The 22083-nt window shown below is 60.6% G+C and carries 20 protein-coding genes; 9 read left to right on the forward strand and 11 right to left on the reverse strand.

Annotated elements, in window-relative coordinates; all coding sequences use genetic code 11:
- Positions 1-73 precede the first annotated feature (73 nt).
- Positions 74-1723: an acyl-CoA dehydrogenase family protein gene (locus tag ACA065_RS26835; protein WP_497692223.1), complete on the reverse strand. Its 1650-nt coding sequence runs from the start codon at positions 1721-1723 to the stop codon at positions 74-76.
- A 90-nt stretch (positions 1724-1813) separates the two neighbouring features.
- Complete coding sequence (locus ACA065_RS26840) at positions 1814-4192, reverse strand: hybrid sensor histidine kinase/response regulator (RefSeq protein ID WP_497692224.1); 2379 nt, start codon at positions 4190-4192, stop codon at positions 1814-1816.
- 287 nt (positions 4193-4479) lie between these two features.
- On the opposite strand from ACA065_RS26840, the gene ACA065_RS26845 reads away from it, so the two are divergent.
- The 4 genes from ACA065_RS26845 to ACA065_RS26860 all read left to right on the forward strand — a co-directional run bounded on the left by ACA065_RS26845 (position 4480) and on the right by ACA065_RS26860 (position 8031).
- Positions 4480-5277: a hydroxymethylpyrimidine/phosphomethylpyrimidine kinase gene (locus ACA065_RS26845; protein WP_456025926.1), complete on the forward strand. Its 798-nt coding sequence runs from the start codon at positions 4480-4482 to the stop codon at positions 5275-5277.
- A 20-nt stretch (positions 5278-5297) separates the two neighbouring features.
- Positions 5298-5927 (forward strand): thiamine phosphate synthase, encoded by a 630-nt coding sequence (gene thiE, locus ACA065_RS26850; RefSeq protein WP_497692225.1) that lies wholly within the window; start codon positions 5298-5300, stop codon positions 5925-5927.
- Positions 5928-5938: 11 nt separating this feature from the next.
- Positions 5939-7222 carry a glutamate-1-semialdehyde 2,1-aminomutase gene (hemL, locus tag ACA065_RS26855; protein ID WP_446434843.1) on the forward strand — a complete coding sequence of 428 codons (1284 nt, stop codon included), beginning with the start codon at positions 5939-5941 and terminating at the stop codon, positions 7220-7222.
- Positions 7223-7446: 224 nt separating this feature from the next.
- On the forward strand, positions 7447-8031 hold the full coding sequence (locus ACA065_RS26860) for a tetratricopeptide repeat protein (protein ID WP_497692226.1): 585 nt from the start codon (positions 7447-7449) through the stop codon (positions 8029-8031).
- Here the strand turns inward: ACA065_RS26860 and ACA065_RS26865 are convergent.
- From ACA065_RS26865 to ACA065_RS26895, 7 genes are all read right to left on the reverse strand, one after another.
- Positions 8013-9125 (reverse strand): succinylglutamate desuccinylase/aspartoacylase family protein, encoded by a 1113-nt coding sequence (locus tag ACA065_RS26865; protein ID WP_497692227.1) that lies wholly within the window; start codon positions 9123-9125, stop codon positions 8013-8015. The two genes, ACA065_RS26860 and ACA065_RS26865, sit on opposite strands and share 19 nt — an antisense overlap.
- A gap of 9 nt (positions 9126-9134) precedes the next feature.
- Entirely contained in the window at positions 9135-9845 is a 711-nt protein-coding gene (locus tag ACA065_RS26870; protein ID WP_497692228.1) for an ABC transporter permease, read from the reverse strand.
- Entirely contained in the window at positions 9842-10558 is a 717-nt protein-coding gene (locus ACA065_RS26875; protein ID WP_497692229.1) for an ABC transporter permease, read from the reverse strand. Before ACA065_RS26875 ends, ACA065_RS26870 begins: the two co-directional genes overlap by 4 nt.
- A gap of 31 nt (positions 10559-10589) precedes the next feature.
- On the reverse strand, positions 10590-11360 hold the full coding sequence (locus tag ACA065_RS26880; protein ID WP_497692230.1) for a transporter substrate-binding domain-containing protein: 771 nt from the start codon (positions 11358-11360) through the stop codon (positions 10590-10592).
- A 38-nt stretch (positions 11361-11398) separates the two neighbouring features.
- Positions 11399-13456 carry an oxidoreductase gene (locus ACA065_RS26885; RefSeq protein WP_497692231.1) on the reverse strand — a complete coding sequence of 686 codons (2058 nt, stop codon included), beginning with the start codon at positions 13454-13456 and terminating at the stop codon, positions 11399-11401.
- 74 nt (positions 13457-13530) lie between these two features.
- Complete coding sequence (locus ACA065_RS26890) at positions 13531-14385, reverse strand: MurR/RpiR family transcriptional regulator (RefSeq protein WP_497692232.1); 855 nt, start codon at positions 14383-14385, stop codon at positions 13531-13533.
- Between the two features lie 105 nt (positions 14386-14490).
- Entirely contained in the window at positions 14491-14817 is a 327-nt protein-coding gene (locus tag ACA065_RS26895; protein ID WP_003194436.1) for a DUF1820 family protein, read from the reverse strand.
- A gap of 129 nt (positions 14818-14946) precedes the next feature.
- Here ACA065_RS26895 and miaB point away from each other — a divergent pair, with 129 nt between their 5' ends.
- The 5 genes from miaB to lnt all read left to right on the forward strand — a co-directional run bounded on the left by miaB (position 14947) and on the right by lnt (position 20644).
- On the forward strand, positions 14947-16275 hold the full coding sequence (gene miaB / locus ACA065_RS26900) for a tRNA (N6-isopentenyl adenosine(37)-C2)-methylthiotransferase MiaB (protein WP_497692233.1): 1329 nt from the start codon (positions 14947-14949) through the stop codon (positions 16273-16275).
- Between the two features lie 236 nt (positions 16276-16511).
- The gene (locus ACA065_RS26905; RefSeq protein WP_128587775.1) at positions 16512-17513 is read left to right on the forward strand and encodes a PhoH family protein; all 1002 of its coding nucleotides are present in this window, start codon (positions 16512-16514) and stop codon (positions 17511-17513) included.
- Positions 17506-17964, forward strand: coding sequence for an rRNA maturation RNase YbeY (gene ybeY / locus ACA065_RS26910; RefSeq protein WP_497692234.1), 459 nt, complete (start codon positions 17506-17508; stop codon positions 17962-17964). Before ACA065_RS26905 ends, ybeY begins: the two co-directional genes overlap by 8 nt.
- A gap of 42 nt (positions 17965-18006) precedes the next feature.
- Positions 18007-18846: a CorC family transporter gene (locus ACA065_RS26915; protein ID WP_015373027.1), complete on the forward strand. Its 840-nt coding sequence runs from the start codon at positions 18007-18009 to the stop codon at positions 18844-18846.
- Positions 18847-19120: 274 nt separating this feature from the next.
- On the forward strand, positions 19121-20644 hold the full coding sequence (gene lnt / locus ACA065_RS26920) for an apolipoprotein N-acyltransferase (protein ID WP_497695426.1): 1524 nt from the start codon (positions 19121-19123) through the stop codon (positions 20642-20644).
- Between the two features lie 164 nt (positions 20645-20808).
- On the opposite strand, the gene ACA065_RS26925 is transcribed toward lnt, so the two are convergent.
- Positions 20809-21570 (reverse strand): YdcF family protein, encoded by a 762-nt coding sequence (locus ACA065_RS26925; protein ID WP_497692235.1) that lies wholly within the window; start codon positions 21568-21570, stop codon positions 20809-20811.
- 96 nt (positions 21571-21666) lie between these two features.
- The gene (locus ACA065_RS26930) at positions 21667-21984 is read right to left on the reverse strand and encodes a hypothetical protein (RefSeq protein WP_497692236.1); all 318 of its coding nucleotides are present in this window, start codon (positions 21982-21984) and stop codon (positions 21667-21669) included.
- Positions 21985-22083: the final 99 nt, after the last annotated feature.

The raw sequence follows: 22083 nt of genomic DNA on the forward strand, positions 1-22083 counted from the left end.
ATCAGTCACCTAATCAGTCACTGACAGACCGTATTCGCGAGCAAGCCCGCTCCCACATTTTGACCGCGTGTAGTCAGAGGGTTGGGGTTGAGCGGGTGACGATAGCTTCCACATCCACCCCACGCGGCAAGGTGCCGTACACCCGGCCAGACGACTCACCCAAACGGCTGGCAATAAACCCATCACTGACCGCCGCATTACCGGCTTCCAGCAACAGCTTGGCCTGCAACGCCACGGCAATATCCTCGGTCAATTGCCGCGCGCGGTACTGAATATCCTGGGTGTCCATAAACGCCGACTTAAGCTGCTCAATATGCCGCGCCAGCTGCTGGTCGCCATGCCCGTCGCCCAGTTCGACAAACAGTGCCTCCAGCACACCCGGCTCTTTCGACAGCGCCCGCAACACGTCAAGGCACTGCACATTGCCGGAACCTTCCCACGTTGAATTCACCGGCGCCTCACGGTACAGACGCGGCAGGATGCTGTCCTCCACGTAGCCAGCACCGCCCATGCATTCGGCGGCTTCGTTGATCATGGCCGGCGCACGTTTGCAGATCCAGTACTTGCCCACCGCCGTCACCAGGCGGGCGAATTTGGCTTCCTGCTCGTTATCGAGGTGATCCAGCGCGCGGCCCATGCGCATGCTCAAGGCCAGCGCGGCCTCACTTTCCAACGCGAGGTCGGCCAACACGTTTTGCATCAGCGGCTGTTCGTTGAGAATGCGGCCACCGACCAAACGATGCGCGCAATGGTGGCTGGCCTGGGTCAACGCCTGGCGCATCAAGGCGCTGGAGCCGACCATGCAATCGAAGCGGGTCATGGCGACCATTTCGATAATGGTCGGCACGCCACGGCCTTCTTCACCGATCATCCAGGCCAGGGCGCCGCGAAACTCCACTTCGCTGGAGGCGTTGGAGCAATTGCCGAGTTTGTTTTTCAGGCGCTGGATGTAGAACTCGTTGCGCGTGTCATCCGGGCGCTGCCGGGGCAGTAGGAAGCAGGTCAGGCCTTTGTCGGTCTGCGCCAGGGTGAGGAATGCATCGCACATCGGCGCCGAGCAGAACCACTTGTGCCCCACCAACTCATAGGCTTGCCCGGGGCCGCCCGCGCCCACCGGATACGCGCGGGTGGTGTTGGCGCGCACGTCGGTGCCGCCCTGTTTTTCGGTCATGGCCATGCCGATGGTGGCGCCGGCCTTGTGGGCGATGCCGACATTGCGCGGGTCGTATTCGGTATTAAGAATTTTCGGCAGCCAGGTTTGCGCCAGGTCCGGTTGCAGGCGCAGCGCCGGGACGCAGGCGAAGGTCATGGTCAGCGGGCAGCCGGTGCCGGCTTCGGCCTGGCTGTGCAGGTACGTCATGGCGGCGCGGGCCACGTGGGCGCCGGACTGCGGATGCGCCCACGGCAACGACGGCAGGCCATGTTCGACAGCGGTGCGCATCAGTTCGTGATAAGCCGGGTGAAACTCCACCAGGTCAATGCGATGGCCATACCGGTCATGGCTGTTGAACACCGGCTTATTCTGGTTCGCCAGGAACCCGGCCGCCATCAGCGGCCCACCCGCCAGCGCGCCATAGGCATCGATACGCGCCTCTGCCCAGCCGGCGCCAAAGCGGCGCGACCACTCTTGCAAGGGCACGTCGATACGGTACAGGTTGGTGCCATCCAGGGACGGTGGCTGATTGCTGACGTCGTGGGTTTCGGCGAACTGATGCAGGTTCATGACGGGCCTCCTGGAAAATAGGCCACGTGCAGTTGAGGCCTGAATTTCAGTTAAGCACCGTCATGGGCCTTAAAAAAGTGGCATACCCGCCTAATGCTCGGCGCTTTCGCCCTCTAGCGGGCACAGTAAGCGGCGCTCCAGCACCGCTTGCAACGCGTCAAAACGCACGGGTTTGGCCAGCCGGTCGGTGATGCCGATGCCATGGCAGCGTTCACGCTCCGACACATTCAGTGACGTACTCAGGGCGATCACCGGCAGTTCACCACAGCCGGGTAGCGCACGTATCTGACAGCACAACGAGAAACCGCCTTCAGGCACATCCAGCAGCACCGCATCGAAGGTTTCACTCTGCAAGAGCGCCAGCGCGGACGCGCCGTTGTCCACCGTTTTTACCCGGTAGCCCAGCTTGAGCAACATGCCGCGCACCGCCAACTGGCCCACGCTGTTGTCATCCACCAGCAATACCGTGCATTCATGGGGCGCGCGCTGCGTGAGGGGCTCCTGCATCGTCGCCTTGGGCTCGGGCGGCAGCGAGTTCACGGTTACTTCCAGCTGGAAACGGCTGCCCTTGCGCGGCTCGGAATGATGGGTCAGGCGCCCGCCAAGCAGCTCGATCAGCTGTCGGCAAATCGCCAGGCCGATACCCAGGCCGCCGTATTCGCGGGTGGTCGAGCCGTCGAGCTGGAAGAAACGCTGGTACAGCGTGGCCTCGTCGAGGAAAGCAAAGCCAATACCGCTGTCGGTCACGATAAAGCTCAGGCGCAAGCCGCCGTCACTGTGTGGAACACCGACCACACGCAAGCGTACGGAACCTTCGTGGGTGAACTTGAAGGCGTTATCGAGCAGGCAGTCGAGGCACTGGATCAGTTTGCCTGCGTCGCCGATCACTCGGTCCGGCAGCTCATCCGCCACGTCGATGGAAAATTCCAAACCTTTGCTCTGCGCACTCACGCTGAACTGCTGGCGCAGGGTGTCGAGGGCGCCGCGCAGGCTGAATACCTGCGGCTGGGCTGTCAGCCGTCCGGCTTGCAATTCGGTCAGGGTGAGAATGCCATTGACCATGCGCATCATGTCCCGCGCCGAGCCGGCAGCGGTTTGCTGGTACTGCGCAAGGTCGTCGCCCAGGGGCACGGTTTGCATCAATTCGAGAGAGCCGATCACGCCGTTCATCGGCGTGCGCAATTCGTGGGTCAGGGTGGCGAGGAATTCGTCCTTGAGGCGGTTACTGCGCGCCAACTGCTGGTTAAGCACTTCGAGTTTCTGGCTGGCGTCGAGCAGGATCTGCGCCTGTTGCTCGCGCATGCCGTTGATGCGGTCCGCCAGGGCCAGGGACAGCAGCGCCACTTCAATCGCCGAACCCAGCTGGCTGGCGTACATGGTAAGGAACATATTGGGCAAGTAGCCCAGCACCATCATGGTGTTGACGACCCCACCCAACAGAAACGCCGACCAGGCAATGATGAAATAGCGCGCCATACGCTGGCCGCAATACCAGGCTTTGATCGCGGCAACGAAGATGGTCACGGTGAACACCAGCGCCAAACCGGTGGCCAGGCGCAGGGCCACCGCATAACTGGTCAGCAACGCCAACACCATCACGATGCCGCCGCAGGCCGCCAGCGCCAGCAATATCCGATCGAGCCAGCGGCTGTGTTGCGCGGTGTGCAGGAAGCTGCGCGCGAACAGGCTGCCAAACAGCGCCGCCGAACCGATCAGGAACGGCACTGCCGCATTCGCCCACCAGGGGTTGTTGGGCCAGAAGTACTCGACGGCCACGCCATTGACCGACAATTGGTACAGGCCGAACGAGGCGATATAGAGGATGTAATACAGGTAGCTGGTGTCGCGCACGCTCAGGTAGATAAACAGGTTGTAGACCAGCATGCCCAGCAACACCCCGTAGATGGCGCCCAGCACATAGAGGCGCAGCGGTTGCTCTTCCATGTAGGCAGTGGCGGACCAGAGGGTCAACGGAGCCTGGATCGAGCCTTCACTTTGCAGGCGCAAGTACACCGTTTGTTGCTGGTCGGGCACAAAGTTGAGCTTGAACAGGTAGTTGCTCTGGCGCACTTCACGGCTGGCGAAAGGCAGTGCACTGCCGGTGCGCGTGGTCAGCCGGTAGCTGCCGGTGCCGTCGTTCTGGTAAAGGTCCAGGCGATTGAGCGGTGGGTACGCCAGCTCCAGGAACCAGGTGCGCGGGGCGCGGGGGTTAATGGCGGTGTAATGCAGGTCGACCTTGAGCCAGAACACCGAGCGTGAATAGCCGGCATTCAGGGTGGCTTTGTCATGGGTCTTGAATTGCGCGGCGTAGGCGGGGGAACTGACTTGGGCGATGGTGAGGGCGTCGGTGGGGTCTTCAAGCACTTGCATGACCCGGCCCAGCGGCAGGCTTCGCGTGCTCTGATTGAACTCGACGGCGCCGGCGAGCATCGGCAGCCCGCACAATAATAAAATCAGCAAATAGCGCATAGAGCCCCAGCGTGGCCTGTCCGGTTAGGTCAAAAGTCCCCCATTCCTTTTGAGTAGACGTAAACCGGCGATACATTAAGTTGTTTGGATCCACTCTAGCATAGCCGCTAGAGGCCATTGGACACCATTGATAAAATTTTTTGAAAGGCTCTAGAACGATGCTTTCAGCGGCTTTTCAGAACATTGCTCGATGCTAGCCAACAGCCACAGCCCCACGTAAACATTGACGAAATTCAACCTTCGCCAGACGGCCACGCAAAAAGCGTTTGGTGGTAAGCTCGCGCACCATGAATATCTACAGCTCTCGCCCTGTTGTCCTCTGTCTCTCCGGCCATGATCCCAGTGGTGGCGCCGGCTTGCAGGCAGATATCGAAGCCCTGCTTGCCCAAGGCTGTCATGCGGCTCCGGCCGTCACCGCCCTGACCGTGCAGAACACCGTCAATGTCAGCGATTTTCGCGTGCTCGACCGCGAGTGGGTACTGGCCCAGGCCAATGCCGTGCTCAGCGATTCCGAGGTGGCGGCGGTCAAGCTCGGCATGCTCGGTTCCACCGCGATGGTCGATACCGTGGTCGAACTACTGCAGGCGCACCCGCACCTGCCGGTGGTCTGCGACCCGGTGCTGCGTGCCGGTGGCGGTGGCAGCCTGGGCAAGGACGAAGTCGGCTACGCCATGCGCGAGCGGCTGTTGCCGTTGTCACTGATCGCCACGCCCAACCTGCCTGAAGCGCGCATCCTCGCCGAACTGCCTGAGGGCACGGCGGACGAATGCGCCGAGAAGCTGCTGCCATTTATCAAGCACCTGCTGATCACCGGTGGCCATGGCGACGAGCATGAAGTGCACAATCGCCTGTACAGCCGCGACGGTACGCGCCAGACCTTTACCTGCCAGCGCCTGCCCGGCAGCTATCACGGTTCGGGCTGCACGCTGGCCAGCGCACTGGCCGGGCGGATCGCTCAAGGCGAAGGCCTGGTCAGCGCTGTGCAATCGGCGCTCAACTACACTTGGCGCACCCTGCGTGACGCCGAACAACTCGGCCAGGGCCAGTTCGTGCCGCGCCGGTTGCCGCTGGATTTCTGCTCTTAACAGCAAAAGAGGCCTGCCCGATGAAACTACGTGGCCTTTACGCCATTACCGACAGCCAACTGTTGGCCGGCAAATTCCTCGCCTACGTCGAAGCGGCGTTGGACGGCGGCGTGACCCTGCTGCAGTACCGCGACAAAAGCAGCGACGAAGCCCGGCGCTTGCGTGAAGCGGAAAAACTGCGGGAGCTGTGCTCGCGCTACAAGACCCAGCTTATTATCAATGACGACGCCGAATTAGCCGCGCGCCTGGGCGTCGGCGTGCACTTGGGCCAGACCGACGGCCCGCTGACTCCAGCCCGTGCGCTGCTCGGTTCCAAAGCGATCATCGGCGCCACCTGCCACAGCCAGATCGAACTGGCCGAGCAGGCCGCCAAGGAAGGCGCCAGCTACGTCGCCTTCGGTCGCTTCTTCAATTCCAGCACCAAACCCGGCGCACCCGCCGCCACCGTTGAAATGCTCGCCCAGGCCCGCGCGCGCCTGCATCTGCCGATCTGCGTGATCGGCGGCGTCACCCTGGAGAACGCCGAACCCTTGGTGGCCCACGGTGCCGACCTGCTTGCCGTGGTGCACGGCCTGTTCGGTGCCGACAGCACCCAGGAAGTCACGCGCCGCGCCCGCGCCTTCAACGATCTTCTTAAAATTTCAGTTTAGAGAGCCCGACCATGTCCCGTTCCGAAACCCTGTTTGCCAATGCCCAAAAACACATTCCCGGCGGTGTGAACTCCCCCGTGCGTGCGTTCAAGAGCGTGGGCGGCACGCCGTTGTTCTTCAAGCATGCCGAGGGTGCCTACGTCACCGACGAAGATGACAAGCGCTACGTAGACTACGTCGGTTCCTGGGGCCCGATGATCCTCGGCCACAGCCACCCGGACGTGCTCGACGCGGTACGCCAGCAGTTGCAACACGGCCTGTCCTACGGCGCCCCGACCGCCATGGAAACCGAGATGGCTGACCTGGTGTGCTCGATCGTGCCGTCGATGGAAATGGTGCGCATGGTCAGTTCCGGCACCGAAGCCACCATGAGCGCGATTCGCCTGGCCCGTGGCTTCACTGGCCGCGACAGCATCATCAAGTTCGAAGGCTGCTACCACGGCCACTCCGACAGCCTGCTGGTGAAAGCCGGTTCCGGCCTGCTGACCCAAGGCGTGCCAAGCTCGGCCGGTGTACCGGCAGCCTTTGCCAAACACACGCTGACCCTGCCATTCAACGACATCGCCGCCGTCGAGCAGATGCTCAGCGAAGTCGGCCAAGAGGTGGCGTGCATCATCGTCGAACCGGTGGCCGGCAACATGAATTGCGTGCCTCCGGCGCCGGGCTTCCTGGAAGGCCTGCGCGAGCAATGCGACAAGCACGGCGTGGTGCTGATTTTTGATGAAGTGATGACCGGTTTCCGCGTCGCCCTCGGCGGCGCCCAGGCTTACTACGGCGTCACGCCGGACCTGAGCACTTTCGGCAAGATCATCGGCGGCGGCATGCCGGTGGGCTGCTTCGGCGGCAAGCGCGAAATCATGCAACACATCGCGCCGCTGGGCCCGGTGTACCAGGCGGGCACCTTGTCGGGCAACCCATTGGCCATGGCCGCCGGCCTGACCACCCTGCGCCTGATCAGCCGCCCGGGCTTTCACGCCGAGCTGACCGACTACACCACTCGCCTGCTCGATGGCCTGCAACAGCGTGCCGATGCTGCCGGCATTCCGTTCGTGACGACTCAGGCAGGCGGTATGTTTGGCCTGTACTTCAGCGGCGCCGACGACATCGTCACCTTTGATGACGTCATGGGCAGCGATGCCGACCTGTTCAAGCGCTTCTTCCACCTGATGCTGGAAGGCGGCGTTTACCTGGCACCGAGCGCTTTCGAAGCCGGCTTCACCTCGATCGCCCACGGCGATGCAGAGCTGAAATTGACCCTGGATGCTGCCGAGCGCGCCTTCGCGGCCCTGAAATAAGCGACAGATCCATCTGACGTTGCCCTTGGCGGCGTCAGATTTGCTACTTTGCTTACAGATACTTCCTAAGTTTTACGAGAAATTACCTGCAATTGGGCAGATAACTTGCCCACGCAGCAGAAAAACGAGTAAAGACTTTGTAAGCAGAGGCCTGCTTATTTCATAATGCGCGCTTATTGGACCCTCGAGGGTCCGCGCGCCCCGTCAGAGGTAAGTCGATTCCCATGAAACGCACCGGCCGCACCCTGGTTCTGGGCTGCCTGTTGCTCCTTCAGCCGCTGCTGGCACATGCCCAAGCAGGCGGCAACTCGTTGTTAATCCCAGCGATGGGTCGTTGCACCCTCAATACCCAGCCAGACAGCCAGGCCGAAGCCCTGAGCGCGTGCCAGAAACAGGCCGAAGGTGGGGATGCGCAGGCGCAATACGAGTTGGGCGAGTACTACCACGACGACAAAAACCCCGCCCGTGACCTCAACAAAGCCTTGAGCTACTTCGAGAAAGCTTCGTTGCAGGGCCACGCCCAGGCGCAATTCCAGCTGGGCAACATGTTCTTCAAAGGCGAAGGCGTGCCGGCCAATAACATTCAGGCCTACATCGTGCTGAAAATGGCCGCGGTCAACGGCGCCGAAGACGCGCTGGACACCGCCGACGAAGTCGCCGAGCACATGCAGCGCGATGAATTGGAAGTGGCCACCCAGGTGCTGGGCCAGATCTTCCGCAATTACCTGCAGGAACTGCAGAGTGCCGATGGGCGCTCGCCGTTCTCGCCACTGCCTGACCCTATAGCGCCTCAGGGCGACAACAGGTAACCCTGTCGGTACGCTCGCGGGCCTGCGACATGGGCAATCGTCATACCGGTAGTGGCCATGCGCCGCAGTGATCGCACATACAGCAATCCTTCCCGAATACAGGCCACGGCCGTCACGCTGTCGCTGATCGGGTCAATGATGTGCGCCACGGTTTGCCCTGCATCCAGGTAATCCCCGACCTGCGCACAAAACACGATCAACCCGCCTACCGGGCTGACGACAGGTTCGACACCGGCCAGCGGCGTAGGAAGGTTTAATAACGGCGGCAGCGCGGGTGCTTGGCCGTCTATGACGCCCGCGTGCGTGAGGTAGTCAATCAGCCCGTGACAATCCTGAGCGGCCAGTTCATCGCTGACATCCGCCACGCCTCGCAACTCAAGCGTCACCGCAAAACCTGGCGACGCCACTCGCTGCGGGAAACGTGCCTCTATTTGCTGCCAAAACAACGTAAAGCATTCATCGAAGGACTGCCCACCGGCTTCTTGCGCCATAAAGCAGGCTTGCGCACCCAAATATCGAGCCAGGGGCTCAACCTCTGGCCAATGATCCGGCGATAGGTACAGGTGCTGTACGGCTTCGAAATCACAATGCAGGTCGAGCACGATATCGGCATCACAGGCCAGGCGCTGAAGCGTCAGGCGCATGGCCTGCACTTGGGTTGCGGGCACCTGGCTGGCGAGCACCCGAGCCAGGGCTGAGCGGATCAGCCGTACATTGTCCTCGGGGTCATCGGTCAGCTGTGCCTCGACGGCATCCCCCACCTGCTGGCTGACATCCAAAAAATGCCGATTGAAGTTTTCCCGGCTGTCGTAGTCGAAACGGCCTTGGGGCACATCCATCAACACTTGTTCCAGCCCCATTGGGTTAGCCACCGGCACCAGCACAACCGGCCTGCGCAAAAGGCCGGCAGCTTCCAATCGCGCCAGACGCTGCTTGAGATGCCACACCACCAACATCCCTGGCAGCTCATCGGCATGCAGGGATGACTGGATATAGACTTTGCCCGCGCCATTGGCCGGGCCGTAGTGAAAACTATGAATCTGCCGCGTCGCACCCGGCACGGTTGTTGGCAATTGATGCACGTGAGCCTGCATGTTGGCCTCCTATCGGCTTGGGTCGAGAAATCTCAGCCATCGCCGCTCGGCCAGCCGAAACAGGCCGACCAGGGCAAAGGTGATGCACAAGTAAAGAACCGCGGCGATACCGAAGGACTCGAACGTCAGAAACGTCGCAGCATTGGCGTCCCGGGCTACTTTCAGGACGTCGGGGAGCGTGGCGGTAAACGCCAACGTCGTCGAATGCAGCATAAAAATCACCTCATTGCTGTAGTACGGCAATGAACGGCGCAGAGCTGACGGCATGATCAGGTAGACATACAGTTTCCACCCGTCGAAACCCAGTGCCCGTGCGGCCTCTACTTCACCGCGTGGCATGGAACGGATGGCACCCGCAAGGATTTCGGTGGTGTAGGCGCTGGTGTTGAGGGCAAAGGCCAGTAGCGTGCAGTTCAGTGCATCACGGAAGAAGGCATCCAGCAGCGGCTGTTCGCGCACGGCGGCAATGCTGTAGATACCGGTGTAACAGACCAGCAACTGAATATAGAGCGGCGTACCGCGAAACAGATAGGTAAAGCCTTGCACCGGCCAACGGACCCACTGCTGGGTTGATACCCTGGCGATAGACAAAGGCAACGCCACCAACAACCCCAGGCATAACGAAGCACTGGTCAGCCACAGCGTCATCGCGAGCCCGGTGATTTGTTGACCGTCAGAATAAAGAAACGGCCGCCAGTATTCCCCTATCAGCTCGATCATCGCTGCGCCTCCTGCCCGGCTCCGCTGTAACGGCGCTCTAGCCAGCGCAACACGGCATTCGATGCACTGCTTAGCAATAGATAGATAAACGCCGCCAGCAGCAGAAAGCTCAATAGTTGCTGGCTGCTTTTACCGGCCACTTGGGCCACCTTGACCAAATCCGCCAAGCCGATGATCGACACCAGTGCGGTGGCCTTGAGCAAGACCATCCAGTTGTTGCCCAACCCCGGCAGGGCGAAGCGCATCATCTGCGGGAAAATCACATGCATGAAGCTTTGGGCGGGCGTCAATCCAAGGGCCTTGGCCGCCTGCGCCTGCCCACGCGGCACGGCCAGCAATGCGCCACGAAACGTCTCGGTGAAATAGGCACCGTAGATAAACCCCAAGGTCAGCACGCCAGCCGTGAACGGGTCGATTTCCAGGTAGGCCCAGCCCATCGCAGCGGTAAGCCGACTCACACCGGTTTGCAGGCCGTAGAAGATCAGCAGCATCAACACCAGGTCCGGCACACCGCGGATCAACGTGGTGTAGACCTGTGCGCACACGCGCCAGGCCCTGACTCGTGACAGCTTGGCGACCGCCCCGAGTAAACCAAAGGCCAGCCCCAGCAACAGTGATAACAGCGCCAGCTTCAGGGTCACCCACACACCCTGCACGAGCAACGGCGCAAAACCCTCCAGGGTCACGGTAAACCGCGTAACGCTCTCCAGCATGATGACGCCCTCCAGATCTGATGGCAGGCGGTCAATTGCCGCTGAACATATCGACGCCTGGGAAGTACTGTTCTTGCAGGCGGGCGTAGGTGCCATTGGTATGCAACGCCGCCAGGCTCTGGTCCAAAAGGGCTTTCAAGGTCTGATTCCCCTTTGCGATGCCGATGGCGCTTACGGAGGGCATCAGCGGGCTTTCAATCACCGGGCCCAGAACAAAACCTGTTCCCTGAGGCGAACGTAAAAAGCCGCTTTGCGCCTGCTGGGCATCTTGTAACGAGGCGTGCAAGCGGCCTGCCACCAGGTCGGCGTAAACCTGCTCCTGATCCGCGTAGGCCACGACCTTCATGCCCTGCTTGGCCAGTACTTGCCTGGCGTAAGCTTCCTGAGTACTGCCCTGCAGATACCCAACGGATTTGCCCTTCCCATCGTCAAGGCCGGTGCCAGCCCTGAACACCATGGCAGAGGGGCTGGAGAATACTTCGGATGAAAAATCGATGATCTTTTGCCGCGCGGCAGTCACGGTCATGGAGGCCAGTATGGCGTCGATCTTGCCGGCCTTAAGGCTGGGGACCAGTCCGTCGAAGTCGCTTTCTACCCATTGGCAGCGCACGTTCAAATGCGCGCAGATGGCATTGCCGATATCAATTTCGAAGCCAGTCAATGTGCCGGTCTTGTCTTTATAGGCAAAGGGAGCGTAGTTAGGGTCGGCGCCAAAACGTATAACGTCATCATCCTTGGCAACAGCCGAACCGTTTATGATGAAAAAGATGAGCGCGGATAACATCAGAACTATTTTTTTCATTATTTTATTCCTGGTTATTAATTAAAAGCCGCTGTGCGTTACAACACCTCTAACGTTGGAATTTCCCGACGCATGATTAAAGAACCGGCCGGCGCATCAAACTCTCGCGCCAACCGATGCCCCGAATACACGGCGGCCGCAATGGTCCCGGGCGCCAGGCAGTCACCCAACAGTGCGACCGACTGAATACCGGCTTCCACACGCTGTTCCGCCAAGTCATCCAGCGCCTGGTACAACCCCTGCTCTGGCTCCCGGGAGGTCACCAGCAACAGCGACGCCGCCGGAATCAACCTTGGCCGGTCGGTATAGGTGCAACTGGCAATGACCCCTTGGGGCGTCACGGCAACCAGCGAGTGAGAGGCGATGATCGTGATGTCCAGCTCCAGCAGGCGGCGCTGGATGCGATGTTGTTCCAGTGTGTTATGGGTCCAGGTCGCGACATCCGGCGCCGGAGTGACGAAGATCACCTCCACGCCCAAAGTCACCAACTGCTCAGCCAGCACACTGCCTATGTAGTAGTGGTCGTCATCGAATAACAGCACGGGCGAAGGCGGGACTGTGCCGGCCATCACGTCATCCGGAGTCAGTACCGGCAGGTGTTCCAGGCCGGGCAAGGCTTGACGCAACGCCCGCCCCAGGCCATCGGTGCGCCAGCGCGAACCGGTGGCGATAAACACGTGGGCGGCGGCAAAATCCAGTACGTCCTGGGCCTGCAGCTGGCTTTCGCGATAGATTTCAACCGAAGGCAGCCGGCTGAGGGCGTCCAAGCGGTAATCGAGTACCCGCGACCAACTCGCCAGCCCTGGCAGCCTGGCTTCGAGCGTCACACGCCCACCCAATGTGCGCGAACCTTCGACCAGTGCCACTTCCATGCCGCGCGCGCCCAATATCCGCGCGCATTCAAGGCCTGCCGGCCCGGCACCGACAACCAGTGCCCGCGCTGGTTTATGCGCCCGGATGACCGACTCGGGATGCCAGCCGCGCCGCCACTCTTCGCCCATGGTCGGGTTTTGCGTGCAGCGCAGCGGCGTGCTGGTGTGGTCACCACTGACGCAGACGTTGCAGCCAATACATTCACGAATCTCGTCCAGACGCCCTTCTTCGATTTTCTTCGGCAGGAAGGGGTCGGCAATAGAGGGCCGGGCTGCACCGATCAGGTCCAACACACCCCGGCGCACCAGCGAAACCATGGTGTCAGGCGAGGTAAACCGACCGACGCCAACCACCGGCTTGGTCGTCAACGCCTTGAGCCCCAGCAGAAAGGCCTCTTGAAAACCCTCGCCGGCAAACCGTGACGTCACGCTGTCGTTGGACCAATCGGCCACGTTGACATCCCATAGGTCCGGCAAGTCCGCCAGCATCGAGAAAATCTCGGCGCCTTCGCCTTCGCGGGTCAGGCCGCCAGCCACCTGCTCATCCACCGCCAACCGCACCGCTACGGCGCAGCGATCTCCCACGGCATCACGGGCGTCTTCAATCAGTTCGCGCAACAACCTCACCCGATTCGCCAGCAGCCCGCCGTACTCATCGGTACGCCGGTTATTGCGCGGGGTCAGGAAATGAAACGGCAAGCCAAGGTCGTGGCCGGCATACACGTAGATGATGTCGAACCCCGCCTGGCGCGCTCGTAACGCAGCGGCGCGATGCATCTGGCGCAGCTGGTTGATATCGGCACGGCTCATGGCCCGTGCCTGCACCGGGTCGTATCCGCGAACGGGGGTATTGGAGGGCGCCCAGGGGATTTCGCGGCTGTAGCGATTCGGCGCGGAGTAGCCATTGAACGCCAGCTCGACGCCAGCCAATGACCCATGCAGGTGGACCGCCTCACACATTTTCGCCAACGCCGGGATGTCGCGCTCATCCCATAAGCGCGCTTCTATATAGGGCGAAAACTCGCTCAGCGGGCTGATCTCGCACTCCTCCGTACACACCACCCCCCAGCCCCCCTCGGCCTTGACCCCACGCATCGCGGCCATGGCCGAAGGGTGCACATGGCCCATGCCATTACAGTGCGGCACTTGGTAAAAACGATTACGGGTACGAACCGGCCCTATCTGAACCGGTTCAAAAAGAATGTCATACCGAGGATCGCGCACAGGGCTACTCCCGAAACAATAAGTTCGTTAATGACTGATCTATACAAAGCGTTACTTAAATAACGGTCGAGCGGTCAACTCTGGGTGTAGCCAACAAACGCTTGATGCAACTGAGCGATAGCGCTCAAGTGCTCTTCCATCTCCGGGCCGAGCTTTTTCGACATGTCGTTAATCAATAAATGCGTCATCGATAACATGGTGGCTGTCGAATCCCATAACAGATCAAGTTCGGTGGATACCCGAAACACTTCATTGGCGTTTTGTTCGGCCCACTCACAAAAGTTGTCGGTAATCAGCGTGACCGGAATCCCGCGTGTGCGTGCCGCTTGGCACAGCAGCAAGGACTGGCGGGAATGGCGTCGCGCCTCATAGACGATCAGCATTGAATCCGCAGGCGGTGCCAGTAACACTTCACCGAAATGCCCCGACGCGCCATCCACCAGATGCGCACCCGTGCGCAGGTACTGCAGCATATGAACCATGGAGCAGGCGATGCCCCGCTCGGTGCCGAAACCGGCAACAAAAATCTGCGGGCTTTGCGCCAGCCTTGATGTGACCTCGCGCCAAGGTTCAGTACGGGTGTACTCGTAGACCCGTACAAGAGCTGCAATTTCCAGTTGCAGGCTGTTGGCCAGCGGGTTCGCGCCGCCTTCCTCCTGGAACGCGCGCAGCCGATCGCCGATCAGCCACGGGCTATCGCCCAGATCGTCTTTGAGTTCGCTTTTAAGGTCTTTGAAATGTTTGTAGCCCAGCGCGCGACAGAAACGGCCGACCGTGGACTCACTGATGTCGAGCTTGTGCGCCACCTGCGCCGAGTTCTCGAACGGCAGGTCTTTGAGGTTCGACAGAATGTAAGCCGCCAGTGCCCGATAAGCCTGGGACTTGGATGACAGCTGTAATTCGAGGGATTTTTTTATGGATGTGCTCATGGCGTCCTCTCTGCATGAGCACAAACTGCTACTTTTCTGTCATGGCGTCAACAATGACGGAAAAATATCAGAAGCGTCTTACAAATCTACGCCACAAGCGCGGCCTTATTTTTCCGGCATCGGCATCGGAAACGGCATCACATTGCTGGTGCCACGCGCCTCGCTGATCTTGGGCGTGCCCAGGCGCTCGACTTCATCGATGCGCACGATCGAATGCATCGGCACAAAGCTGCGCACCACGCCTTCAAACTGCGCCTTGAGCTTTTCTTCGCCCGGATCGACGACCAACTGGGTGCGCTCGCCAAAGACGAACTCTTCCACTTCCAGGAAGCCCCACAGATCACTTTGATAGATCTGCTTGGCGTACATTTCGAACACCTGGCCCTGGTTGAGGAAAATCACCTTATAGATTGGAGCTTCACGTTTGGTCATGGTGGGCGGATAACATCGGGGATATAAAAGAGGGCGCGAACTATAGCATGGCACCCGATGCACAACGCTAGGAACCAATGGACATGCCCCCTATAATGCGCGGTTCTTTACCACCAGTTGACGATTCCCATGGCCAAGAAGCTTTACATCGAAACCCACGGTTGCCAGATGAACGAGTACGACAGCTCGCGCATGGTCGATCTGCTGGGCGAACACCAGGCCCTGGAAGTCACCGCCCGCGCCGAAGATGCCGACGTCATCCTGCTCAATACCTGCTCGATTCGCGAGCGGGCCCAGGACCGTGTGTACTCCCAGCTGGGCCGCTGGCGTGAATTGAAACTGGCCAACCCGGACATGGTAATCGCCGTCGGCGGCTGCGTGGCCAGCCAGGAAGGCGCCGCGATCCGCGACCGCGCCCCCTATGTCGACGTGGTGTTCGGCCCGCAAACCCTGCACCGCCTGCCGGAAATGATCGACGCTGCGCGCGCCACCAAGCTGCCGCAGGTCGACGTGTCGTTCCCCGAAATCGAAAAATTCGACCATTTGCCTGAGCCGCGTATCGACGGCCCGAGCGCTTATGTGTCGGTGATGGAAGGCTGCAGCAAGTACTGCACCTTCTGCGTGGTGCCTTACACCCGCGGCGAAGAGGTCAGCCGGCCGTTTGACGATGTGCTGTCGGAAATCATCCATTTGGCCGAAAACGGTGTGCGCGAAGTGACGCTGCTGGGCCAGAACGTCAACGGTTATCGCGGGCAGACCCACGATGGGCGCCTGGCCGACCTGGCGGAGCTGATTCGCGTGGTTGCCGCCGTTGATGGCATCGAGCGTATTCGCTACACCACGTCCCATCCGCTGGAGTTCTCCGACAGCCTGATCCAGGCCCACGCCGAGGTGCCGGAGCTGGTCAAGCACCTGCATTTGCCGGTGCAATCGGGCTCAGACCGCATTCTGTCGGCGATGAAGCGCAACCACACCGCCCTGGAATACAAATCCAAACTGCGCAAACTGCGCGCGGCGGTGCCGGGTATCTGCATCAGCTCGGACTTTATCGTTGGTTTCCCTGGCGAGACCGAGAAAGACTTCGAGCAAACCATGAAGCTGATCGAAGACGTCGGCTTCGACTTCTCCTACTCGTTCGTCTACAGCCAACGCCCGGGCACCCCGGCCGCCGATTTGGCGGATGACACCCCGGAAGCGCTGAAAAAAGAACGCCTGAATGCGCTGCAGCATCGTCTGAACCAGCAAGGCTTCGAGATCAGCCGACAAATGGTCGGTTCGATCCAGCGCATCCTGGTCACCGACTATTCGAAAAAGGACCCGGGCGAGCTGCAAGGGCGTACCGAGAACAACCGGATCGTCAACTTCCGCTGCGACAACCCAACCCTGATCGGCCAGTTCGCCGATGTGCACATTGATGCGGCGCAACCGCACTCGTTGCGTGGGTCGTTGATCAACTGACATTGCAACCTCAAGACAAATGAAGATCAAATGTGGGAGCTGGCTTGCCTGCGATAGCGGCTTAACAGGCACTATCTCTTCTGAATGTGCCGGCCCTATCGCAGGCAAGCCAGCTCCCACAGTGGATTTTCGTTGTTCTTGAGAGCCCACCCAGTCCATTTAAGTGCTTTCGCCCACCGACGGCTGGCGTTATCCTCTCTTTCACCTCAACAGCCAAAGGGCGGCTAAAAGCGACCTTGAACGCACCCATAGAACCCCATCGTTTTCTCCTCGAGCCATTTGAGGCTCGCCGTTTCGCCAACCTGTGCGGACAGTTCGACGAGCACCTGCGCCTGATCGAACAACGCCTGAGCATCGAGATCCGCAACCGCGGCAATCAGTTCGAGCTTATTGGTGAACCTCAACACACCACGTCTGCAGAAAACCTGCTCCGCCGCCTCTACCGCGAAACCAAGGGTAGTGAGCTGTCGCCGGAGACCGTGCACCTGTACCTGCAAGAATCGGCCGTGGAAGACCTGGCCAACAACCCGGTGGCCGAAGCCAGCGTGGCCCTGCGCACCAAAAAAGGCATGATTCGCCCACGCGGCTTGAATCAGCAGCGCTACGTCAAAGAAATCCTCGGCAACGACATCAACTTCGGCATCGGCCCTGCCGGCACCGGCAAGACGTACCTGGCCGTGGCCTGCGCGGTAGACGCCCTGGAGCGCGAGCAAGTACGCCGCATCCTGCTGGTGCGCCCAGCGGTCGAGGCCGGCGAGAAGCTTGGCTTCCTGCCCGGCGACCTGGCCCAGAAGATCGACCCGTACCTGCGCCCGCTCTACGACGCGCTGTACGAGATGCTCGGTTTTGAGTACGTGGCCAAGCTGATCGAGCGCCAGGTGATCGAGATCGCCCCGCTGGCCTACATGCGTGGCCGCACGCTGAACAACAGCTTCATCATCCTCGACGAAAGCCAGAACACTACCGTCGAGCAGATGAAGATGTTCCTCACCCGTATCGGTTTCGGCTCCACCGCCGTGATCACCGGTGACGTCACCCAGGTCGACCTGCCAAAGGGCACCAAATCGGGGCTGGCGCAGGTGATCGACGTGCTCAAGGACGTGCCGGGCATCAGCTTCACGCATTTCATGCCCAAAGACGTGGTCCGCCACCCGTTGGTGCAGCGCATTGTCGAGGCCTACGAGCGTTTCGAGCACAAAGACGACGCACCGGCCAAGGACGTTCGCCGCGATGCTTGAGCTTGACCTGCAGCTGGCCACCGAAGCGCCCGCCCCCAGCGAAGAACAGTTCCGCCAATGGTGCACACTGGCCCTGCGCCAGCGTACCGCCGACTCGGAACTGACTATCCGCTTGGTAGACGAGCCCGAAGGCCGTGAACTGAATCACACCTGGCGCCAAAAGGATTACGCGACCAACGTGCTGTCCTTCCCCGCCGACGTACCGGATGAGTTACTGGATATCCCCTTGCTGGGCGATCTGGTGATCTGTGTCGAAGTGGTGGAACGCGAAGCAAAGGAACAAGGCAAGGAACTTGAGGCCCATTGGGCCCATCTAGTCATCCACGGCTGCTTGCATCTCTTGGGTTACGACCATATAGACGATGACGAAGCCGTGGAAATGGAAACACTGGAACAAACGTTGCTTGCAGAATTGGGTCATCGCGACCCTTATGCCGACGACGAAAACTGATCAACACTCAACTGAAACAACAAAGGATTTAGAGTAATCGCTATGAGCGAAGACCGATCGAGCAACGGGCAGAAGTCATGGCTGGGTAAACTGACCCAGGCTTTTGCCCACGAGCCGAAAAACCGCCAGGAGCTGCTTGAGCTGCTGCGCGAGGCCCATCAGAACAAGTTGCTGGACAGCGAAGCGCTGGCCATCGTCGAAGGCGCCATTCAGGTGGCTGACCTGCAAGTTCGGGACATCATGGTCCCGCGTTCGCAGATGATCAGCATCAAGGCGACCCAGACCCCGCGGGAATTCCTCCCGGCCGTGATCGACTCCGCGCACTCGCGCTACCCGGTGATCGGTGAAAGCCATGACGACGTCATGGGTGTCCTGCTGGCCAAGGACTTGCTGCCGTTGATCCTCAAGGAGAACGGCGACAACTTCAACATCAAGGACCTGCTGCGTCCGGCCACCTTCGTGCCTGAATCCAAGCGCCTGAATGTGCTGCTGCGTGAGTTCCGCGCCAACCACAATCACATGGCCATTGTGATCGACGAATACGGCGGTGTGGCTGGTCTTGTGACCATCGAAGACGTACTGGAGCAGATCGTCGGCGACATCGAAGACGAGCACGACGTCGAAGAAGACAGCTACATCAAGCCGCTGCCCAGCGGTGACTTCCTGGTCAAGGCGCTCACGCCGATCGAGAACTTCAACGAGTTCTTCGACAGCGAATTCTCCGACGATGAGTTCGACACCGTCGGCGGCCTGGTGATGAGTGCGTTCGGGCATTTGCCCAAACGTAACGAGACCACCGAGATCGGCGCGTACCGCTTCCGCATCCTGAATGCCGACAGCCGTCGTATCCACTTGATTCGCCTGACACCGATTGCCCGCTAAGGAAGGGGTGGGTCATCAGCTATTTCCTGTGTCGCGTTGCCCCTTAGAGCGGGCCAGGCAAGGCGCAGGCCCGCAGGAAATGGCACTCCCTTTTCAAGGCCTGCAACGCAGCATGGCCCGTTCTAAGGGGCAACCCGAAGGGCCGGGCCTGCTGCGACACAGGGCTGCGTTACTCGTCATTCATTTGGAAAAACCAAACCACACTCCTCGCGCCTTGCCCTGTGTCGCAGCAGGCCCGGCGCGACACAGGAAATAGCTGATGACCCACCCCTACATGCGCCGTCTCATCACACCCGGCTGGCCCGGTAATTTGCTGGCCGTGGTAGCCGGCGCCATCACTACCCTGGCGCTGGCGCCGTTCGATCTGTGGCCATTTGCGCTGGTGGCGGTAGGAGTGTTCTATATCGGCCTGCGCGAGCTGACGCCCCGTCAGGCCCTGGGCCGTGGCTGGTGTTTTGGTTTCGGCCTGTTTGGCGCCGGCACCAGCTGGATCTACTACAGCATCCACCATTTCGGCGGCGCTTCGGTGCTGCTGGCTGGTTTCTTGATGCTGCTGTTTACCGCCGCGATTGCCTGGTTCTTCGCCCTGCCCGCCTGGCTATGGGCACGCTGGTTGCGCCGTAATGAAGCACCGCTGGCCGACGCGCTGACGTTTGCTGCGCTGTGGGTCGGCCAGGAAGCGTTTCGCGGCTGGTTCCTGACCGGCTTTCCGTGGCTCTACTCCGGCTATAGCCAACTCGATGGCCCACTCACCGGCCTCGCGCCGTTGGGCGGGATGTGGCTGATTTCCTTCGCGCTGGCACTCACCGCTGCGGTGCTGTGCAACCTGCCGCGCCTGCTGGCGAGCAAACGCAACGGTTTTATCGGCGCGGGCCTGGTGCTGCTGGTGGCGCCGTGGGCCATCGGTCTGGCACTCAAGCATCATGCCTGGACCTCGCCCTCGGGCGCCCCACTGACGGTGGCGGCGATCCAGGGCAACGTCGAACAAAGCATGAAGTGGGACCCCGAGCAGCTCAACGCGCAGTTGGCGCTGTACCGCGACATGAGCCTGAGCTCCAAGCGTGTCGACCTGCTGGTGTGGCCGGAAACTGCCGTGCCGGTGCTCAAGGAGTCTGTCGAAGGCTACCTGGGCATGATGGGCAAGTTTGCCGCCGACCGGCATACGGCGCTGATCACCGGCGTACCGATCCGCCAGGAAGTGCACCACCAGAAGCGCTACTTCAACGGCATTACGGTGGTCGGCGAAGGCGAAGGCACTTACCTCAAGCAGAAGCTGGTGCCGTTTGGCGAATACGTGCCGCTGCAGGACATGCTGCGCGGGTTGATTGCTTTCTTCGACCTGCCCATGTCGGACTTCGCCCGCGGCCCTGCCGACCAGGCAATGCTGCAGGCCAAGGGCTATCAGATTGCGCCATTCATTTGCTATGAAGTGGTGTACCCGGAATTCGCCGCAGGCCTTTCAGCCCAAAGCGATCTGTTGCTGACCATCAGCAACGACACTTGGTTCGGCCGCTCGATCGGCCCGCTGCAACACCTGCAAATGGCGCAAATGCGCGCGTTGGAGGCGGGTCGCTGGATGATCCGTGCCACCAATAACGGCGTGACCGGTTTGATTAACCCGTTCGGGCAGATCACCGCGCAGATCCCGCAGTTCGAACGCGGGATTCTCTACGGTGAAGTGGTGCCGATGCACGACCTCACGCCTTACCTGCAATGGCGTTCGTGGCCGTTGATCATTGTGTGCCTGGGGCTCTTCGGCTGGGCGTTGCTGGCGGGGCGGATGTCCAAAACGGTCTGACAGACACTACCTCACCATTGTGGGAGTGAGCTTGTGTGGGAGCGGGCTTGCTCGCGAATACGGTGCATCAGTTAACGAAAATGCTCGCTGACACACCGCTTTCGCGAGCAAGCCCGCTCCCACACAAACCTTCTTCCACAGGTTGATCAGCGGAGCCCGGAACGTTACCGGTAAAACACCCGATACCCCACCTGCCCCACCGCCTCGTTGATCAACTGCCCGCTCTGCCACACCGACTTGACCTCGGGCATCCAGCCGCCCAGCGGCCGGGCATTGTCCACGCCCAAAAAGCCTACCGGCCCCGGCACCACGGTGAAGCCGGCCTTTTCAAAGCTCCAGACCGCGCGCGGCATGTGCCAGGCTTGAGTTACCACCACCACACGCTTGATGCCTTGGGGCAACAGAATCTCGGCACTCATCTGCGCGTTTTCCCAGGTGGTACGGCTGCGCTCTTCCTTCCAGCGCACTGTCACGCCGAAGTCATCCTGCATCGACACGGCCATCAACTCCGCCTCGCTGGGCGGCGTGCCGTAGTGCAAGCCACCACTGGTCAACACCGGCAACCCGGATGCCTTGGCCAATCGCGCGGCATACCGCTGGCGCTCAAGGCCAATGCCGGTGGGCTGGTCGGTGCCCCAGGCCGGGTCGCCCCGTTCGCGCCCGGAACCCAGCACCACAATCGCATCGGCGCGCTGGGCCAGCGTCGCCCACTCTTCACGGGGCAACGGTGGCTCGGTCTCCAGGGCATGCGCGCCCCATTGCACCATCACCGGCAGGCTGATCAGCCACATTGCGCCCAACCCCAGGGCAAAACACAGCCCGGCCAGGCGCGGGCGGCTTTTGCGAAACCACCAGGCAACCGCAAGCAACAGCAAAAAAATGCCGGGCGGCAACAACAATTGTTTAATGAAATAACGAAAAGGCATCGGGCATCTCCAAAGATGCCCGAAGCCTAGATGCAACAGGATTTAGCGACAATCTTTACCAGCAGGTTTCGATAAGGCTACCCAATAACGCGCGTTTCACTTGCACCGTACGGCCCGACGTTTTTCGGGACCGCGACCGGCAGCCACATCCTTCAGCCAGATCACCTTGGCCGAACGCGAGGGCTCCTGGGCAGGCGGGGCAGCCTGCTCCTGAGAGGCACGGTGGTGATTCAATTCCAGGTAGCCCTTGATCAGTTCAAGTTCTGCCTGGCTCAAGCCTCGCAACTCCAGCTCCAGAGGCCGTTCATCTCGCAATCGGCCTGCGGTTCTTGCGGCATCCAATGCCCGACCCAAACGGTCGATCAGTCCTTGGTACAACTGCGGTTTCGTTAAAGTTCGCTGCGATTCAACCATCCCCTCACCTCATTGAAGATAAGACTCACTCCCCAATAAACAGCGTAGTCCCCACGGCTGCGCCTGCCTGGCGCCGCGACAGACGGCCCTGCCTGCGCA

This window comes from Pseudomonas sp. LBUM1640, from assembly GCF_059716225.1.